Here is a 13,783-nt window from a genome sequence, read left to right as displayed (position 1 = left end):
CGCGTTGGGGGCGTCATGTGGAAAGCGCTATGTGGCGTGCGTGCCTTAGGCACCCTCCCGGCGCCAGCCTACCGCGATTCGGTGAACGGTTCGCTAATTTTTCCGGCGCCGGGCCGCGCGCCAAGATCAGCCGCACGATCCACATCCCGAAGCGTATCGGCCAAGCCAACGCGGCGCCCGGGCAACGTCGCGAGCGCGTCCACCAATGCGTGCTCGGTCGACCAGCGCACGCCTTGAAAGAACCCGGACGGTACGCGCGGGCCGCGCAAGCCCACCAGCCAGAACCCGCCATCCTCGGCGGGGCCAAAGACCGCGTCGCACGCGCCGAGCCGGCGGAGGGCGCGGGCGATATGGGCCGGCGTGACCGCGGGGATGTCGCCGCCGATCAGAACCACCGGCCCCGGCGGCATGGCGCTCAACGCCCGCGCCATCCTGGTGCCAAGGTCGCCGCGCCCCTGCGGCACCCGCCGCAGATGCGCGGGCCAGGCGCGGCTGGCGACCGCCGTGTCCGGCGCCACCGACAGGACCAGCCGCCAGCGCGGGTCGTCCAGCTGGCGCAGGAGGCGCTTGGTCTGGTGGCGCATCCACCAGGCGGCCTCTGTCATGCCGATCTCGCGCCCCAGCCGCGATTTGACGCGGCCCGCGCGCGGCTCTTTGAGCATGACGATGAGGGTGGGCCTCATCGGGTGCGGCAGGCGCTGCCCAGGCGCGGGGGAATTAGCGATCTGTTCACCGAATCGCGATAGGCTCGCGCCTGGGTGGGTGCGCCCGCGCACGCTGGGAGACGCCGACAGAGCTTACGCAAAGTAGTCTTCCAGAATGCGCCGATAGATCGCCTTTAGCTGATGGATCTGCGCCACTTCCACGCGCTCGTCCACCTGGTGCATTGTCTTGCCGACCAGCCCGAACTCCACCACCGGGCAGTGGTCCTTGATGAAGCGCGCATCAGATGTTCCGCCGGAGGTGGACAGCTCCGGCACGCGGTTGGTCTCGCGCTGCACCGCCGCCGCCACCAGATCTGAGAACCCGCCGGGCGGTGTCACGAAGCTTTCGCCCGAGACCTTCGTCGCCATGGAGATATCAATACCGCTCTCTTGCGCGACGGACGCGGCTTCGCTGCGCAACCACTCGATTAGGCTGGTCGAGGAATGCGTGTCGTTGAACCGGATATTGACTGTGGCCCTGCAGGAGGCGGGGATCACGTTGTTTGCCGGGTTGCCGGTGTCGAATGTGGTGACCGCCAGCGTCGATGGGTCGAAATGCTCGGTCCCTTGGTCCAGCCTGTGCCGCGCCAACCGGTCCACGAGCTGCGCCAGGGCGGGCACTGGGTTCTTGGCGCGATGCGGATAGGCCGAGTGCCCCTGCACCCCGGTCGCGGTGAAGAATGCCGTCATCGAGCCGCGGCGCCCGATCTTCATCATCTCGCCCATCTCATTGGGGCAGGTCGGCTCGCCCACCAGGCAGACGGACATCGCCTCGCCCTGGCGCGCCATCCAGTCGAGCAACGCGGTGGTGCCGTCCACGGCGTCGCCCTCTTCGTCGCCGGTGATCGCCAGGATTACCGCGCCATCCGGAGGCGTCTCGGACACCAGATCAATCGCCGCGGCCACAAAGGCCGCCACGCCTGTCTTCATATCCGTCGCGCCGCGCCCCCAGAGGATACCGTCGATAACGTCTCCGCAAAACGGATCATGGGTCCATTCTGCGGCGTCCCCGGGGGGCACCACGTCCGTGTGGCCGTTGAAGCCAAAGCTGCGCTTGTGGCCGCGCGCGCCCCATCGGGCGTAGAGATTGGCAACCCCGCCGCGATCGACGCGCGTGCATTCAAATCCGGCGGCTTCAAGCTGCTCTTGCAAGAGCACCAGCGCGCCGCCCTCTTCTGGGGTAACGGACGGGCAGCGAATCAATTTAGAGGCGAGTTTCACCGGATCGGCGGTATTGTTCATGGGGTGCTCGATTCGCATTCGCTAGTTATGGTGTATGTGGCGAGAATAGACCCCAAATATGGATCTTGGTGCAATCCATATGTGGCGAAATCGAAACAATTTTTTGCCATTTCCGTGGAGGCTCACGATTTATCCACAAGCTCGGTGCTGCTGCCCTAAAAAGATTAACAAAATGTTAGGGGCAGGGTCAAAGCCGCAGAGACGGCTGGCACAGGCAAAGAAATAGCTGACCTGAGATCGGGTGGGCAGTTTTCAGACGCATGGGCCGACGGCGCTGACCTCAGTATGAGGTAGGAGGCCGAGTTATGGTCCAACTAAACACCGGGGCTAGCGCGACCGCAATGGCCCAGGAGATCTTTGGTAATGGCGTCACAGTTGTCGGCGCAAGCTATACGGGGGACAATCGCGCCTCGGGGATCTACACCCAAGGTGACAGCCAGGCACCGGGCGTGACGCCCTCTGACACCGGCGTGATCCTCTCGACGGGGCAGGCGCGGGGGTTTGACACAGACGGGATTGACCCAAATGACGTGGGCAACTTCACCAGCGGCTCAAGCGGTCCAAACAACAACGCACAGTTCAACGCGCTTGCCGGGACCAACACCTATGATGCGGCCTGGCTGGATATCGACTTTATCCCGACCGGCGACACGCTGACCATGCAGTTCGTCTTTGCCTCTGAAGAGTACCCGGAGTTCTCGAACACGATCTACAACGACGCGGTGGGCGTTTGGGTGAACGGTAGCCCGGCGGACCTGTCTGTGGGGGACGGCTCGACCTCGGTCGGGAACGTGAACCAGGTCGACAATATCAATCTCTATAATGACAACACGGGCGACGCGTTTCAGACCGAGATGGACGGCTTCACTGTCACGCTGACCCTGACGATGACGGTTATTCCGGGCGTGGTGAACTCGATCCGCATTGGAATCGCGGATGTCGGCGACAACAACTACGACTCGAACCTGCTGATCGCGGGGGATAGCCTGCAAACGGTGCTGATCGCGAATGACGATGACATTCGGCTGGATGCGGGCACAAGCAAGACCCTGGACGTGCTTGGCAACGATGTCTCCTCTACAGGGGCGACGCTGACCATCACGCATATCAATGGGGTCGCGGTGGTCGCGAACCAAACGGTTGTGTTGCCCAACGGGCAGTCGATCACTTTGAACAGCGACGGCACGTTCACGGTGTTGGCGGATGCACAGCAGGAAATCGCGCCCTTCACCTACACGGTGACGGACGGCACCAACACCGACACGGCCTTTGTGACGGTCAGCACGATCCCGTGCTTTGTGGCCGGCACGATGATCCTGACGCCCGAGGGCGAGCGGCCGGTTGAAGCGCTGCAAGCGGGCGACCTGGTGATGACGCAGGACAATGGGCCGCAAGTTCTGCGGTGGGTCGGCGGCAGGAACGACTACGCGCAGTACGACCACGCGCCGATCCGGATTGCCGCCCACACGTTCGGCCTGCATCGCACCTTGCTGGTTTCGCCGCAGCATCGCATCCTCATCCGGGATCCCCTATCCGAGCTGATGTTTGGCGATGGCGAGGTGCTGGTCGCGGCCAAGCATCTGGTGAACGGGCGCACGGTGACCCGACAGTTTGGCGGCCAAGTGCATTACGTCCACCTGCTGTTCGATGAGCACCAGGTCGTCTTCTCTGAGGGCCTGCCAAGCGAGAGCTTTCTGCCGGGGCCGCAGACCACCGGCAGCTTCGAAGCGGACCTGCAGGCGGAAATCGCCGAGCTGTTCCCAGCACTCGACCCCAAAACCGGGGCGGGATACGGTCCCGCGGCGCGGCGCACGCTAAAGGAATACGAGGCAAAGGTGCTGTTCGCTGGCGGAATGCGCCCGCCCGAGACGCGCCGGGCCGATCGGGAGGCTCTTGCTGCATGACCTGGCGGGGTGTCTCTGACAACAGGCGCTGTCTGCGTCCGTTCATTGCGGTCGAAGCCGACGCGCTTCTGCCGGTTGGCTCGCTTGTGATCGAGGCGGAATTCGCCAGCCAAAAGGCCGCGCAACCATTGGTCGACATGGCGGGCCAGCAGGACTGGCCGTTTCGGTTTGCCATGCACCTGCACCGCGACGGAAGCCTGATGGTGCATCACGGGCAGGGCATTGCGCTCACCGAGCTTTGCGCCCAACTTCCGCAGCCGGACCACGGCGCGACCCTGCGCGTGACCTTGTCTTGGCATGCGCCCGAGCGGCTTGGCATTCTGACGCTCGAGAACCTGTCCACGAACGAGACCGTGCAAAAGGTGTTCCGCAACCCACTGCCCTGGGCGGAACGGGACCTGGCCCGTCTGATCGCGTCCCCGCGGGAGTGCGGGGTGGGCGACACGGTGCAGGGGCTTGCGGTGTCAGACGATATGGCCGCCGTTGGCATCAGCGGCGGGTTCGCCCGCGGCACATTGGTTGACACGCAATACGGCCCGCGCGCCATCGAGACGCTTGAGCCGGGCGACCAGGTTCAAACTTCAGAGCACGGCCAGCAGCCCGTTCTGCAAGTGATCAGCTACGAGGTGCCCGCGGTCGGCAGCTGCGCCCCGCTGACGCTCACCGCGCCCTTCCATGGGCTGATCAGGGATCTGACCATTTCGCCGAACCACCAGGTTCTGGTCGAGGGCGCCGATGCCGAGTATCTGTTTGGCTCCGACGCGGTGCTTGTTTCCGCCGGGTATCTGGCGCGCGGCTCTGGCAATGCGTCGCCGCCTCGGGCCGCGACGATACGGTATTATCAGGTGCTTCTGGAGGCTCATGTCTGCCTCTCCATCGGTGGCATGTGGGGCGAAAGCCTGTTTGTGGGCGACCTTGTGGATCAGCCCGCCCGGTTGGCCACCTCGCCCCTGGCCGCGATCCCAAGATGCGACCTACCTCGGCATCAAAGCACCGTTGGGCCGCAACTAAAGGGCTATGAGGCAATTGTGCTGGTCTCGGCCCTGTTCGACTGACCTGGGCCTAACCTCCCAAGGCCTCGACGGCGCGCGGGATATCTTCAGCATGGTGGGCGAGCGCGTCTGCGCCGTCCATCTCGCCCGGCTGGGCAAAGCCCCATGTGACACCGACAAACGGCATGCCCGCCGCGCGCGCAGCGGTCAGATCGCTGCCGCGATCCCCCACCATCACCGCGTTTTCGGGCGCTATGCCGCGCTGGGACAGCGCGTGCCGCAACAGATCGCCCTTGTCGTTCCTTGCGCCGTCGGTTTCGGGGCCGTATTGCGCCTCTAGGTGCAGATCCAGCCCAAAATGCGCCGTGATCATGCGCGCGAAGACATGCGGCTTGGCGGTGGCCAGGAACAGGCGATGTCCGGCAGCGTCGAGCGCTTTGAGCGTATCTGGAATGCGCGGGTAGACGCGCGCGTCGGTTATCCGCCCGGCCTCATAGACCTCTCGGTAGTGCTGCAAGGCCAGATCTGGATCCGGCGCGCCGAGCTTCGCCAGGCTGTCGAGCAGCGGCGGCCCAATGCACCATTCCAGCGCGTCCGCATGCGGTGGGTCGATGCCAATCGCGGTCAAGGCGTGCTGGATCGAGCTCGTGATGCCCGATTTCGGATCGATCAATGTGCCGTCGAGGTCGAGAAAGACTGCTTTACTCATAGAAGGGCGTGACCTGCGCGACGATAACGGCGTTCTCGGTCAGGGCCCGGTCCATCAAGGCGCGCTCCTCGTCGGGGATGTCGTGCCCCTCGGCCAGGCGCTCGTCCAGCGTGCCGTATCCGGAAACATCCAGCGGCGCCATTTCGGCCTGTTTGAGGATCGCCACCGTCTCGCGCACCGCCTCGGGCTCGTCCACGCCGCTGGCATAGACCATAAGCGCCGCGCCCGTGGCGTGATCGGGCAGCCCGTCGCCGTCCTTGCGGCCGACCTCGACCAGCAGCGTGAAGACCTTCTGCTTGCTCACGAAGGGCAGCGCGCAAGGTTGATCACCGCGCCGTCGCCACGCAAGGCGACCACACCGTCTGGGGTGAGCATTAGAAAGAACCTGTGGTTCTCTTGCGTTCCCTCGGACTCGCATGCACCGTTAAACAGCATGCCCTCCATCCGGCGGATCTGGATCGGGTTGGTCAGACGGCAGGTCGAGCCGACCGCCTGAAAGAGTTCCCCGCGGATCGCAATGGCGCCGCCGTCGGCCCCCACAACCTGGCAGTTCCAGCCCTCGCCCGCCGGGCCAGCCGGTCGGTAGATGCCGTCAAAGTTCTGCGCAGAAAGCGGTGTGGCGGCCAGAACGGCCAAAAGCGCCAAATATCTCATATCAATCCCTTAATAGTTCATTGATCCCTGTCTTGGATCTGGTTTGCTCGTCAACCCGCTTCACAATCACCGCGCAATACAGGTTCACGCCGTTCTTGGACGGCATCGAGCCCGCGACGACCACCGAATAGGGCGGCACCTCGCCATACATCACCTCTCCGGTGTCGCGGTCAACGATCTTGGTGGACTGGCCGATGAAAACGCCCATGCCCAGGACCGAGCCCTCGCGCACGATGCAGCCCTCGACCACCTCCGAGCGCGCGCCGATAAAGCAGTTGTCCTCGATGATCGTGGGGCCCGCCTGCATGGGCTCCAGCACGCCGCCGATGCCTACGCCGCCCGAGAGATGCACGTTCTTGCCGATCTGCGCGCAGCTGCCGACCGTGGCCCAGGTGTCCACCATGGTGCCGCTGTCCACATAGGCGCCCAGGTTCACGAAAGAGGGCATCAGCACCACGCCGGGCGCGATGAAGGCCGACTTGCGCACCACGCAGTTGGGCACCGCGCGAAAGCCCGCCGCGGACCACTGGTTCTCGCCCCAGTCCTTCCACTTGCTGTCGACCTTGTCCCACCAGGACCCGCCCTGGGCCGAGCCGCCCTGCAGTTCCATGTCCTTGAGGCGGAAGCCTAGCAGCACCGCCTTCTTGGCCCATTGGTTCACATGCCAGGAGCCGTCATCCTGCTTCTCGGCCACCCGCAGCGTGCCGCCGTCCAGCGCGTTCAGCGTGTCCTCAATGGCCTCGCGGGTCTCGCCCGTGGTGGCGGGGGTAATCGCGTCGCGCGCCTCCCAGGCGGCTTCGATGGCGGTCTCTAGCTGGGCGTTAGACATGGGCGGCGGTCCTTATGAAATCTGGCGTTGCGCTCCTATAGCGGCGGGGCGTGGCATGGGCAACTAGAGCGGATCGGGATCGGGGTTGGCGCCGCACACCAGCACCGCGACCCGCTCGCCGGGCTGCGGCTGATAGGCGCCCGACATCAGCGCGGCCAGCGCGGCGGCGCCGGCGGGCTCCACCAGCAGGCGGCGCTCTTGCCAGAGCGCGGCGCGGGCGGCGATGATGGCGTCATCCGGGACCGTGACGCAGGCGCCCAGATGCTGCTCGGCGAGGTCAAAGCAAAGCTGGCCGATCCGCTTGGCCCCCAGGGCGTTGACGGCAACGCCGCCCACCTCGACATCCACCGGGGCGCCCGCGGCGAGGGCGCTGTGCAGCGTCGGGGCGCGCGCGGGCTCGACCGCGACCACCTTGCGGGCGCCCTGCAGCCAGGCCAGCGCGCCTGCGATCAACCCGCCGCCGCCCACGGCGATCAGCACAGTATCGGCCTGCAAGCCCTGCGCCTCCCATTCGCGCATCAGCGTGCCCTGGCCCGCGACGGTGGCGGGCGCGTCATAGGCGTGGATCTGCTGCGCGCCGGTCTCGGCCTCATGGGCCTGGGCGGCGGCCAGCGCCTCGGCATAGGTGCCCGGCACCACCGACAGGTCGGCGCCCGTGCGCTCGACCAGGGCGATCTTGGCCGCGCCCGCCAGCTCTGGCACAAAGATCTTCGCGCGCCGCCCGAGTGCTGCCGCCGCAAAGCCCACCGCCGCGCCGTGGTTGCCGCCCGAGGCCGCCACGTAGCCGCCATCCGGCGCGGGGCCGGACAGCATGGTGTTGAACGCCCCGCGCACCTTAAAGCTACCCGTGTGCTGGAGCTGTTCCAGCTTCGCTTCGATGGGGTGCCCCAGGCCGAAGCCGTCGATCTGCATCACCGGGGTCTGGACCGCGTGCCCGGCGATGCGGCCCGCCGCGGCCTCGATCTCGGTTTTCCAGTTCATCAACCGTCCTCTCGTGGCTGGCAAAGTTCCGGGCGACCCTATATCGCTGGACCACACGCGCAAGATCGGAGCTGAGTTTATGAAAGACGAACGCCGCGCCCCCTTCCCGGACGCCCGCACGGATATCGAGACCTGCCAGACCACGCCGGACACGCCGCAGACCCGGGCGCCCGCCTATCGGCTGGCCTTCGCGGATGACGAGTTCCTGTGCCGGGACGAGCTGCGCCCGATGCGTTTGCAGCTGGAGCTTCTCAAGCCCGAGATGGCGCTGTCCGAGGCCGGGATCAAATCCACCATCGTCATGTTCGGCGGCGCGCGCATCCCCGAGGCCGCAAAGAAGGATACCGCACGGACCGAGACGCTGGCGGGTTTAAGCAAGTACTACGAGGAGGCGCGCAAGTTCGCCCGCATCGTGACCGAACGCTCCATGGCCTCTGGCGGCACCGAGGATGTGGTCGTCACCGGTGGCGGCCCCGGCGTGATGGAGGCGGGCAATCGCGGCGCCATCGAGGCCGGCGGGCATTCCATCGGGCTCAACATAGTGCTGCCGCACGAGCAGGCGCCGAACGCGTATGTCACGCCCGAGCTGTGCTTTAACTTCCACTACTTCGCGGTCCGCAAGATGCACTTCCTGATGCGCGCCCGTGCTGTCGCGACCTTCCCTGGCGGGTTCGGCACGCTGGACGAGCTCTTCGAGGCGCTGACCTTGATCCAGACCGGGCGGATGAAGCCGATCCCGTTCCTGCTCTTTGGCGAGGCGTTCTGGCGCTCGATCATCAATTGGGAGGTGCTGGCGGATGCGGGCACGATCTCTGAGGACGACCTCAAGCTGTTCAAATTCGTGGAGACCGCGGAGGACGCCCTGGCCGCGATTGATGGTTGGGCCTAAGGCCCTACCTTTTCGCCGCGACCACAAGCACCCAATATGGCTTTGCTCCGCGGTAGGCTAGGGCCACGCCGGCGTGCCGCATGTCCCGGTGCATCATGTTCTTGCGGTGGCTCGGGGAGCGCGCCCAAGCCGCAACCACCCCATCCGCGAACGGGTATCCGTCCGCGATGTTCTCGGCGGCCGCGCGCCACTGGTATCCGGTGGACAGGATGCGCTGGCCAATGTCTTGCCCGCCGGGGCCATCATGGGTCAGCCGGCCCTGGGTCGACATGTGGCAGGCCTGGATCCGCGCCGCCGCCTCTAGCTGGGGGGACTCTTGCAGGCGACGCAGCCCGGCCTTGCGGCGCAGCGCGTTGACATCCGCCAGCACGCTTTGGGTCTTCGCCTTAGCGCCCGGCGGGATCGTGCAGGCCATCGACGGCGCGGCGCTTAGCATCGCGCTCACCAGCGCCGCCAGGCATATCCGCCACATCATGGCCTAGCCGCCGCCGAGTTCCGAGGCGATCTGGGCCCGCGATCTGCGACCGCGCTCGGTCGCCGATTTGAGCTGCCCGCAGGCGGCCATGATGTCCTCGCCGCGCGGGGTGCGCACGGGGCTGGCGTAACCGGCCTTATAGACGATGTCGGCGAAGGCCTCGATCCGCTCCCAGTCGCTGCGCTCGTAGGGCGCGCCGGGCCACTCGTTGAACGGGATCAGATTGATCTTGGCCGGGATGCCCCGGATCAGCTTGACCAATCGGCGCGCGTCCGCGTCGCTGTCATTGACGTCCTTGAGCATGACATATTCAAACGTGATCCTCTCGGAGTTCGACAGCTTGGGATAGGCGCGCAGCGCGTCCAGCAACTCGGTGATGTTCCAGCGCTTGTTGATCGGCACCAGCTTGTCGCGGACCTCGTCGGTCGTGGCGTGGAAGCTGACGGCCAGCAAGCAGCCGATCTCCTCGGCGGTGCGGGCGATCTCGGGCACCACCCCGGAGGTCGAAAGCGTGATCCGGCGGCGGCTGAGGCTGATGCCCTCGCCGTCCATGGCGATCTGCATCGCGTCGCGCACGCCGTCGAAGTTGTAAAGCGGCTCGCCCATGCCCATCAGCACGATATTCGACAAGAGCCGCTGCTCGTTCTTGGGGTTGCGGCCCGGCTCGGGCCACTCGCCAAGGTCGTCACGCGCCAGCATCACCTGGCCGATGATCTCGCCGGGGGTGAGGTTGCGCACCAGCTTCTGTGTGCCGGTGTGGCAGAACGAGCAGGTCAGCGTGCAGCCGACCTGGCTAGAGATGCACAGCGTGCCGCGATCCGTCTCGGGGATGTAGACCGTCTCGACCTCGTGCCCGCCGGCGATGCGCACCAGGTACTTGCGCGTGCCATCCGCCGAGACCTGCCGCTGCACAACCTCGGGCACGGCGATCTCGAAGCGCTCTGCAAGCAGCGCGCGATAGTCCTTGGCGAGGTTGGTCATCGACTCAAAATCGCGGACGCCCTTTTGATAGATCCATTGCCAGATCTGGCCGACGCGCATCTTGGCCTGCTTCTCTGGCGTGCCGGCCTCAATCAAGGCGGCGCGCAGCCCATCGCGTGTCAGTCCGACAAGGTTCTGCCGCTCCGACTGCGGTAGCTTGCGCGGAATCGTGACCAGATCCTGGGTGATAGGGGCCGCGGGCTGCATGAGGCACGTCTCCGAAAGAGGTTGAGGCGCGTCGTATAGAGCAAGTTGCGTGCAAAAGGAACAGTGCGATCGGCGTCCGCTTGCGACATGTGTCCGCGGAGGGTCCCCCCTAGGCGGACATGCGCCCGGTGATCGCGGGCTCTTTGCGCCGCATGGCTTTGTTGTCCTTTGCGTCCGATTTCGGGCGGAAGCCGACCAGCGTGTGCCCTCCAGGCAGCGCATCGAAGCGGCAGGCAAGCATCCGTCCGTCCTGCAACCGGATATCGGCGGACCAATTCGCCCGATCCGAAATCGCTGCGGCAAAGTCCCGCGCGTCGCCCCACACGGGCGTCGGCAAACACTTCGCCTGCCAGTGCCGCGTGGCGTCCACGATGTTCAGCCCGGGCGAGGATGGATCCGGTTCAAACCACAGATGATCATAGGCGGCATTCGAGAGCGCCAGCACTCCGGCGGTGTCAAAAACTGCGATGGCCTCGTCCACGCCATCAATGACGGCCGATTGCATCAAAAGCTCGGTGCGGAAGTCCCGCTCTAGGGCGATCTCGCCGCTGATATCTTGGAACAGGAAGGCAACCGCGCCCTCGGGATGCGGGCGCCCGGTCACACGCAGGGTGCGACCGTCGATCAGGCTCCAGGTGTCGGTGTAGTGGTTGTCGGCGGCTGCGGCCTCTAGCTCCGACAGCGTGTCGCGCCACGAGCGGTAATCCTTCTGTTCCGGCACCATGCGGGTCTCACGCAGACGATCAAAGACCTGCGTAAGCGTGGGGCGCGCCACCAGGAATTCCGGTGACAGATCCATAAGCTCATTCAGGGCGGGATTGAAGATGACCAGCTCGCGCGACCGGTTGAAGATGGCAAGCCCAACATTCAGATGCGCGAACGTCTGGGTCAGCGTTTGCACGAAGCCATGCAGGCTGTGTTCGGCACGCACGACCCGGTCCATGGGGACCGCGGCGACCAGGATATCATCGGCCACCCAGTTCACCTGGTACTCGAACCACCTTGGTTCCGCCTCGTGCGGTAGGGCCAGTTTCACGCGCTGCACCTGCCGGGCGTCGCCATTGGTTTGCGGCGGATCAGAGAATAGCTGGGTCGGCGGCATGCCCGGCGCGTCCGCCGCGCCAAGCAATGCTGACAGGCGGCGGTATTCTTCGTTGGTCCAGGTGATCTGCCCGTCGGGCGTCTGCCGCCAAAGCGGGAAGGTCAGGTTGTTCGCCATGGCGCGATGCATCTTTAGCTCTTCGAACAGAGCCGCGACGCTGTGCCGGTCGGGCGTGTAGAACCTCACGCTGTCGGTGGCGTCCGCAAGCGTGAGGTGCAGCCGCCCAGCCGCGCATTTTATCTGCAAGCGCGACATGCCATCCGTTGAGGTCAGCGCTTCGGGCCCTTCGGCCCCGGGGCATGCGATACGGTCCAATAGGTTCGGAAATCGCGGCGCCAAGAACCGCGCCAGTTTCACCAGATCCGAATCGGCGCCGTCCGTGATGTCGATCAGGCGCCTTGCCGCCGGGGTGCAATCGACCAGCTCGGCGCCGTCAAACAGAAAGGCGACCTCATTTGGCGTCACCTGAGCAGAGGCCTTTCCAGCGCGGCTGGTCAGGCGCGCGTGCAGCGCCAGCGCAGCCCAAGCCACCGCCAACGCAAGCGCGAGCAGCACGGCTGTATTCTGGAAGGACTGCAGTTCAAACCACATTGGCACCGCCTTGTTTTCGGGGCCAAACCTATGAGCCGCAGGGTTAATGCTGGGTTAAGAGTGCGGTTAAACTTCGATGGGAATGTTCTGACCGAGGCCGCTGCTCTTGGTTCCGGGCTCCATCTCGATCTCCGCGCGCGGCCAGACGACCTCTACAATCGCGCCGGTTTTCTGCAGGCGCGTGTTGTCCGTGCCATTGGCGAAATTGATCTCGGCACCGGAGCGCTCAAGCAGGGTCTTGGCGATGAATAGCCCCAGCCCCATGCCCTCGTATTCGGGCCGCTTGGCGCGCTCGTCGGCGCTGCGCCGGCGGCGCACAAAGGGATCGCCGATGCGCCCTAGCAGGTGCGGCGGAAAGCCCGACCCGTCGTCGATGATCCGCACTTCGATCCGGGTGTCGGTCCAGATCGCGTCGATCCAGACGGTCTCATGCGCAAAGTCGACGGCGTTCTGCACAAGGTTGCGCAGCCCGTGGATAATCTCGGGCCGGCGGGCGATGGCGGGCTGCGCGGCGTCGGTGTTCTCGGCGGGTTCCAGCGAGATGTTGACCTCTTTGCCGCGGTCGAAATGCGGCTCGGCGGCCTCGCGGATCACCGTGCCCAGGGGGGCGTGGCGCAGATGCAGGTCGTCCTTGCCCGCCCGCCCCATCGAGCGCAGGATATCGCGGCACCGGTCCGCCTGATCGCGGATCAGCACCGCATCCTCGTGAAGCTCCGGCGCGTCGCCGAGTTCTTCCATAAGCTCGGCGCTGACCAGCTTGATGGTCGCCAGGGGCGTGCCCAGCTCATGCGCGGCGGCGGCGACCACGCCGCCCAGATCGGTCAGCTTCTGCTCCCGCGCCAGCGCCATCTGCGTGGCCAAAAGCGCCTGGCTCATCGTGTGGATCTCTGAGGTGACGCGGCGGGCATAGACGGCCTCGAACACGATGCCGATGCAGATCGCGGACCAATGCCCAAGCACGAAGATCGGCGGCAGCTGCAGAATGCGCCCGTCCATGGTTTGCAAGGGCACGTGGAAGAACATCAAGAGCGTGATCAGCAGGACGGCGAACCCGCCAAGCAGCAGGATCGAGCGCAGCTGCAGCGCGGTGGCCGAGATCGTGACCGGCGCCAGAATCAACAGCGCGAAGGGGTTGTGCAGCCCGCCGGTCAGAAACAGCAGGAAGGCCAGCTGCGCGATGTCAAAGAACAGGAAGGCAAGCGCTTCCCATTCGGAAAGACGTTTGTTCTCAGGGTAGACAAAGATTGGTATTAGGTTGGCGATGACCGAGGTGCCGATGGCCAGGTAGCAAAGCCCAAGGTCGACGTCGATGTCAAAGGCGCGCTGGGCGACGGTGATGGCGATGATCTGCCCGGCGATGGCGATCCAGCGCAGAACGACCAGGGTGCGCAGCCGGACCCAGTTGCTGCGGGTCTCCTCTGCTAGGAGGCTCGGGTCGGGCATTCGCTCGCTCGTTTGTGATCGGTCTGCGGCAACATGGGACCTTGTAGGGCGGGATGCCCCTCTAGATCAATGAGCGAAAC

General features: G+C 65.4%; 14 protein-coding genes. 3 read left to right on the top strand and 11 right to left on the bottom strand.

Features of this window, described 5'->3' with window-relative positions; genetic code table 11:
- Positions 1 to 68 precede the first annotated feature (68 nt).
- Together AIOL_RS04040 and dapE are read right to left on the bottom strand one after the other, a co-directional pair.
- The gene (locus tag AIOL_RS04040; RefSeq protein ID WP_049641690.1) at positions 69 to 683 is read right to left on the bottom strand and encodes a TIGR04282 family arsenosugar biosynthesis glycosyltransferase; all 615 of its coding nucleotides are present in this window, start codon (positions 681 to 683) and stop codon (positions 69 to 71) included.
- Between the two features lie 114 nt (positions 684 to 797).
- The gene (gene dapE, locus AIOL_RS04035; RefSeq protein ID WP_049641967.1) at positions 798 to 1,946 is read right to left on the bottom strand and encodes a succinyl-diaminopimelate desuccinylase; all 1,149 of its coding nucleotides are present in this window, start codon (positions 1,944 to 1,946) and stop codon (positions 798 to 800) included.
- 305 nt (positions 1,947 to 2,251) lie between these two features.
- On the opposite strand from dapE, the gene AIOL_RS04030 reads away from it, so the two are divergent.
- On the top strand, positions 2,252 to 3,850 hold the full coding sequence (locus AIOL_RS04030; RefSeq protein WP_049641689.1) for a Hint domain-containing protein: 1,599 nt from the start codon (positions 2,252 to 2,254) through the stop codon (positions 3,848 to 3,850).
- Complete coding sequence (locus AIOL_RS04025; protein ID WP_049641688.1) at positions 3,847 to 4,905, top strand: Hint domain-containing protein; 1,059 nt, start codon at positions 3,847 to 3,849, stop codon at positions 4,903 to 4,905. The genes AIOL_RS04030 and AIOL_RS04025 overlap by 4 nt, the downstream gene beginning before the upstream one ends.
- Positions 4,906 to 4,912: 7 nt before the next feature.
- Here the strand turns inward: AIOL_RS04025 and AIOL_RS04020 are convergent, their stop codons facing one another.
- The 5 genes from AIOL_RS04020 to AIOL_RS04005 form a co-directional block, all read right to left on the bottom strand.
- Positions 4,913 to 5,551, bottom strand: a complete 639-nt coding sequence (locus tag AIOL_RS04020; protein ID WP_082152398.1) for an HAD hydrolase-like protein — start codon at positions 5,549 to 5,551, stop codon at positions 4,913 to 4,915.
- The gene (locus AIOL_RS04015; protein WP_235438862.1) at positions 5,544 to 5,855 is read right to left on the bottom strand and encodes a hypothetical protein; all 312 of its coding nucleotides are present in this window, start codon (positions 5,853 to 5,855) and stop codon (positions 5,544 to 5,546) included. Before AIOL_RS04015 ends, AIOL_RS04020 begins: the two co-directional genes overlap by 8 nt.
- Positions 5,852 to 6,205, bottom strand: a complete 354-nt coding sequence (locus AIOL_RS24850; protein WP_152912348.1) for a hypothetical protein — start codon at positions 6,203 to 6,205, stop codon at positions 5,852 to 5,854. Before AIOL_RS24850 ends, AIOL_RS04015 begins: the two co-directional genes overlap by 4 nt.
- A 1-nt stretch (position 6,206) precedes the next feature.
- Positions 6,207 to 7,034 carry a 2,3,4,5-tetrahydropyridine-2,6-dicarboxylate N-succinyltransferase gene (gene dapD, locus AIOL_RS04010; protein ID WP_049641686.1) on the bottom strand — a complete coding sequence of 276 codons (828 nt, stop codon included), beginning with the start codon at positions 7,032 to 7,034 and terminating at the stop codon, positions 6,207 to 6,209.
- A gap of 63 nt (positions 7,035 to 7,097) precedes the next feature.
- Positions 7,098 to 8,015 carry a serine/threonine dehydratase gene (locus AIOL_RS04005; protein WP_049641685.1) on the bottom strand — a complete coding sequence of 306 codons (918 nt, stop codon included), beginning with the start codon at positions 8,013 to 8,015 and terminating at the stop codon, positions 7,098 to 7,100.
- Between the two features lie 79 nt (positions 8,016 to 8,094).
- Between AIOL_RS04005 and AIOL_RS04000 the strand changes: the two genes are divergently transcribed.
- Positions 8,095 to 8,904: an LOG family protein gene (locus AIOL_RS04000; protein WP_049641684.1), complete on the top strand. Its 810-nt coding sequence runs from the start codon at positions 8,095 to 8,097 to the stop codon at positions 8,902 to 8,904.
- Between the two features lie 4 nt (positions 8,905 to 8,908).
- On the opposite strand, the gene AIOL_RS03995 is transcribed toward AIOL_RS04000, so the two are convergent.
- The 4 genes from AIOL_RS03995 to regB all read right to left on the bottom strand — a co-directional run bounded on the left by AIOL_RS03995 (position 8,909) and on the right by regB (position 13,703).
- The gene (locus tag AIOL_RS03995) at positions 8,909 to 9,379 is read right to left on the bottom strand and encodes a CAP domain-containing protein (protein ID WP_049641683.1); all 471 of its coding nucleotides are present in this window, start codon (positions 9,377 to 9,379) and stop codon (positions 8,909 to 8,911) included.
- Positions 9,380 to 9,382: 3 nt separating this feature from the next.
- Positions 9,383 to 10,567, bottom strand: coding sequence for a 23S rRNA (adenine(2503)-C(2))-methyltransferase RlmN (rlmN, locus tag AIOL_RS03990; RefSeq protein WP_049641682.1), 1,185 nt, complete (start codon positions 10,565 to 10,567; stop codon positions 9,383 to 9,385).
- Positions 10,568 to 10,676: 109 nt separating this feature from the next.
- Positions 10,677 to 12,260 (bottom strand): PAS-domain containing protein, encoded by a 1,584-nt coding sequence (locus tag AIOL_RS03985; RefSeq protein WP_049641681.1) that lies wholly within the window; start codon positions 12,258 to 12,260, stop codon positions 10,677 to 10,679.
- Positions 12,261 to 12,326: 66 nt separating this feature from the next.
- Positions 12,327 to 13,703, bottom strand: coding sequence for a sensor histidine kinase RegB (regB, locus tag AIOL_RS03980; RefSeq protein ID WP_049641680.1), 1,377 nt, complete (start codon positions 13,701 to 13,703; stop codon positions 12,327 to 12,329).
- Positions 13,704 to 13,783: the final 80 nt, after the last annotated feature.

Source organism: Candidatus Rhodobacter oscarellae (assembly GCF_001078595.1).
Lineage (GTDB): Bacteria > Pseudomonadota > Alphaproteobacteria > Rhodobacterales > Rhodobacteraceae > Rhodobacter_B > Rhodobacter_B oscarellae.
Note: the sequence above shows the minus strand (reverse complement) of the source record. Positions and strands in the feature narration are given on the sequence as shown.

What these genes read in the sequence shown, in the direction of transcription:
- AIOL_RS04040 (WP_049641690.1), bottom strand. Translation starts at nt 683, where the DNA reads ATGAGGCCCACCCTCATCGTCATGCTCAAAGAGCCGCGCGCGGGCCGC.
- dapE (WP_049641967.1), bottom strand. Translation starts at nt 1,946, where the DNA reads ATGAACAATACCGCCGATCCGGTGAAACTCGCCTCTAAATTGATTCGC.
- AIOL_RS04030 (WP_049641689.1), top strand. Translation starts at nt 2,252, where the DNA reads ATGGTCCAACTAAACACCGGGGCTAGCGCGACCGCAATGGCCCAGGAG.
- AIOL_RS04025 (WP_049641688.1), top strand. Translation starts at nt 3,847, where the DNA reads ATGACCTGGCGGGGTGTCTCTGACAACAGGCGCTGTCTGCGTCCGTTC.
- AIOL_RS04020 (WP_082152398.1), bottom strand. Translation starts at nt 5,551, where the DNA reads ATGAGTAAAGCAGTCTTTCTCGACCTCGACGGCACATTGATCGATCCG.
- AIOL_RS24850 (WP_152912348.1), bottom strand. Translation starts at nt 6,205, where the DNA reads ATGAGATATTTGGCGCTTTTGGCCGTTCTGGCCGCCACACCGCTTTCT.
- dapD (WP_049641686.1), bottom strand. Translation starts at nt 7,034, where the DNA reads ATGTCTAACGCCCAGCTAGAGACCGCCATCGAAGCCGCCTGGGAGGCG.
- AIOL_RS04005 (WP_049641685.1), bottom strand. Translation starts at nt 8,015, where the DNA reads ATGAACTGGAAAACCGAGATCGAGGCCGCGGCGGGCCGCATCGCCGGG.
- AIOL_RS04000 (WP_049641684.1), top strand. Translation starts at nt 8,095, where the DNA reads ATGAAAGACGAACGCCGCGCCCCCTTCCCGGACGCCCGCACGGATATC.
- AIOL_RS03995 (WP_049641683.1), bottom strand. Translation starts at nt 9,379, where the DNA reads ATGATGTGGCGGATATGCCTGGCGGCGCTGGTGAGCGCGATGCTAAGC.
- rlmN (WP_049641682.1), bottom strand. Translation starts at nt 10,567, where the DNA reads ATGCAGCCCGCGGCCCCTATCACCCAGGATCTGGTCACGATTCCGCGC.
- AIOL_RS03985 (WP_049641681.1), bottom strand. Translation starts at nt 12,260, where the DNA reads ATGTGGTTTGAACTGCAGTCCTTCCAGAATACAGCCGTGCTGCTCGCG.
- regB (WP_049641680.1), bottom strand. Translation starts at nt 13,703, where the DNA reads ATGCCCGACCCGAGCCTCCTAGCAGAGGAGACCCGCAGCAACTGGGTC.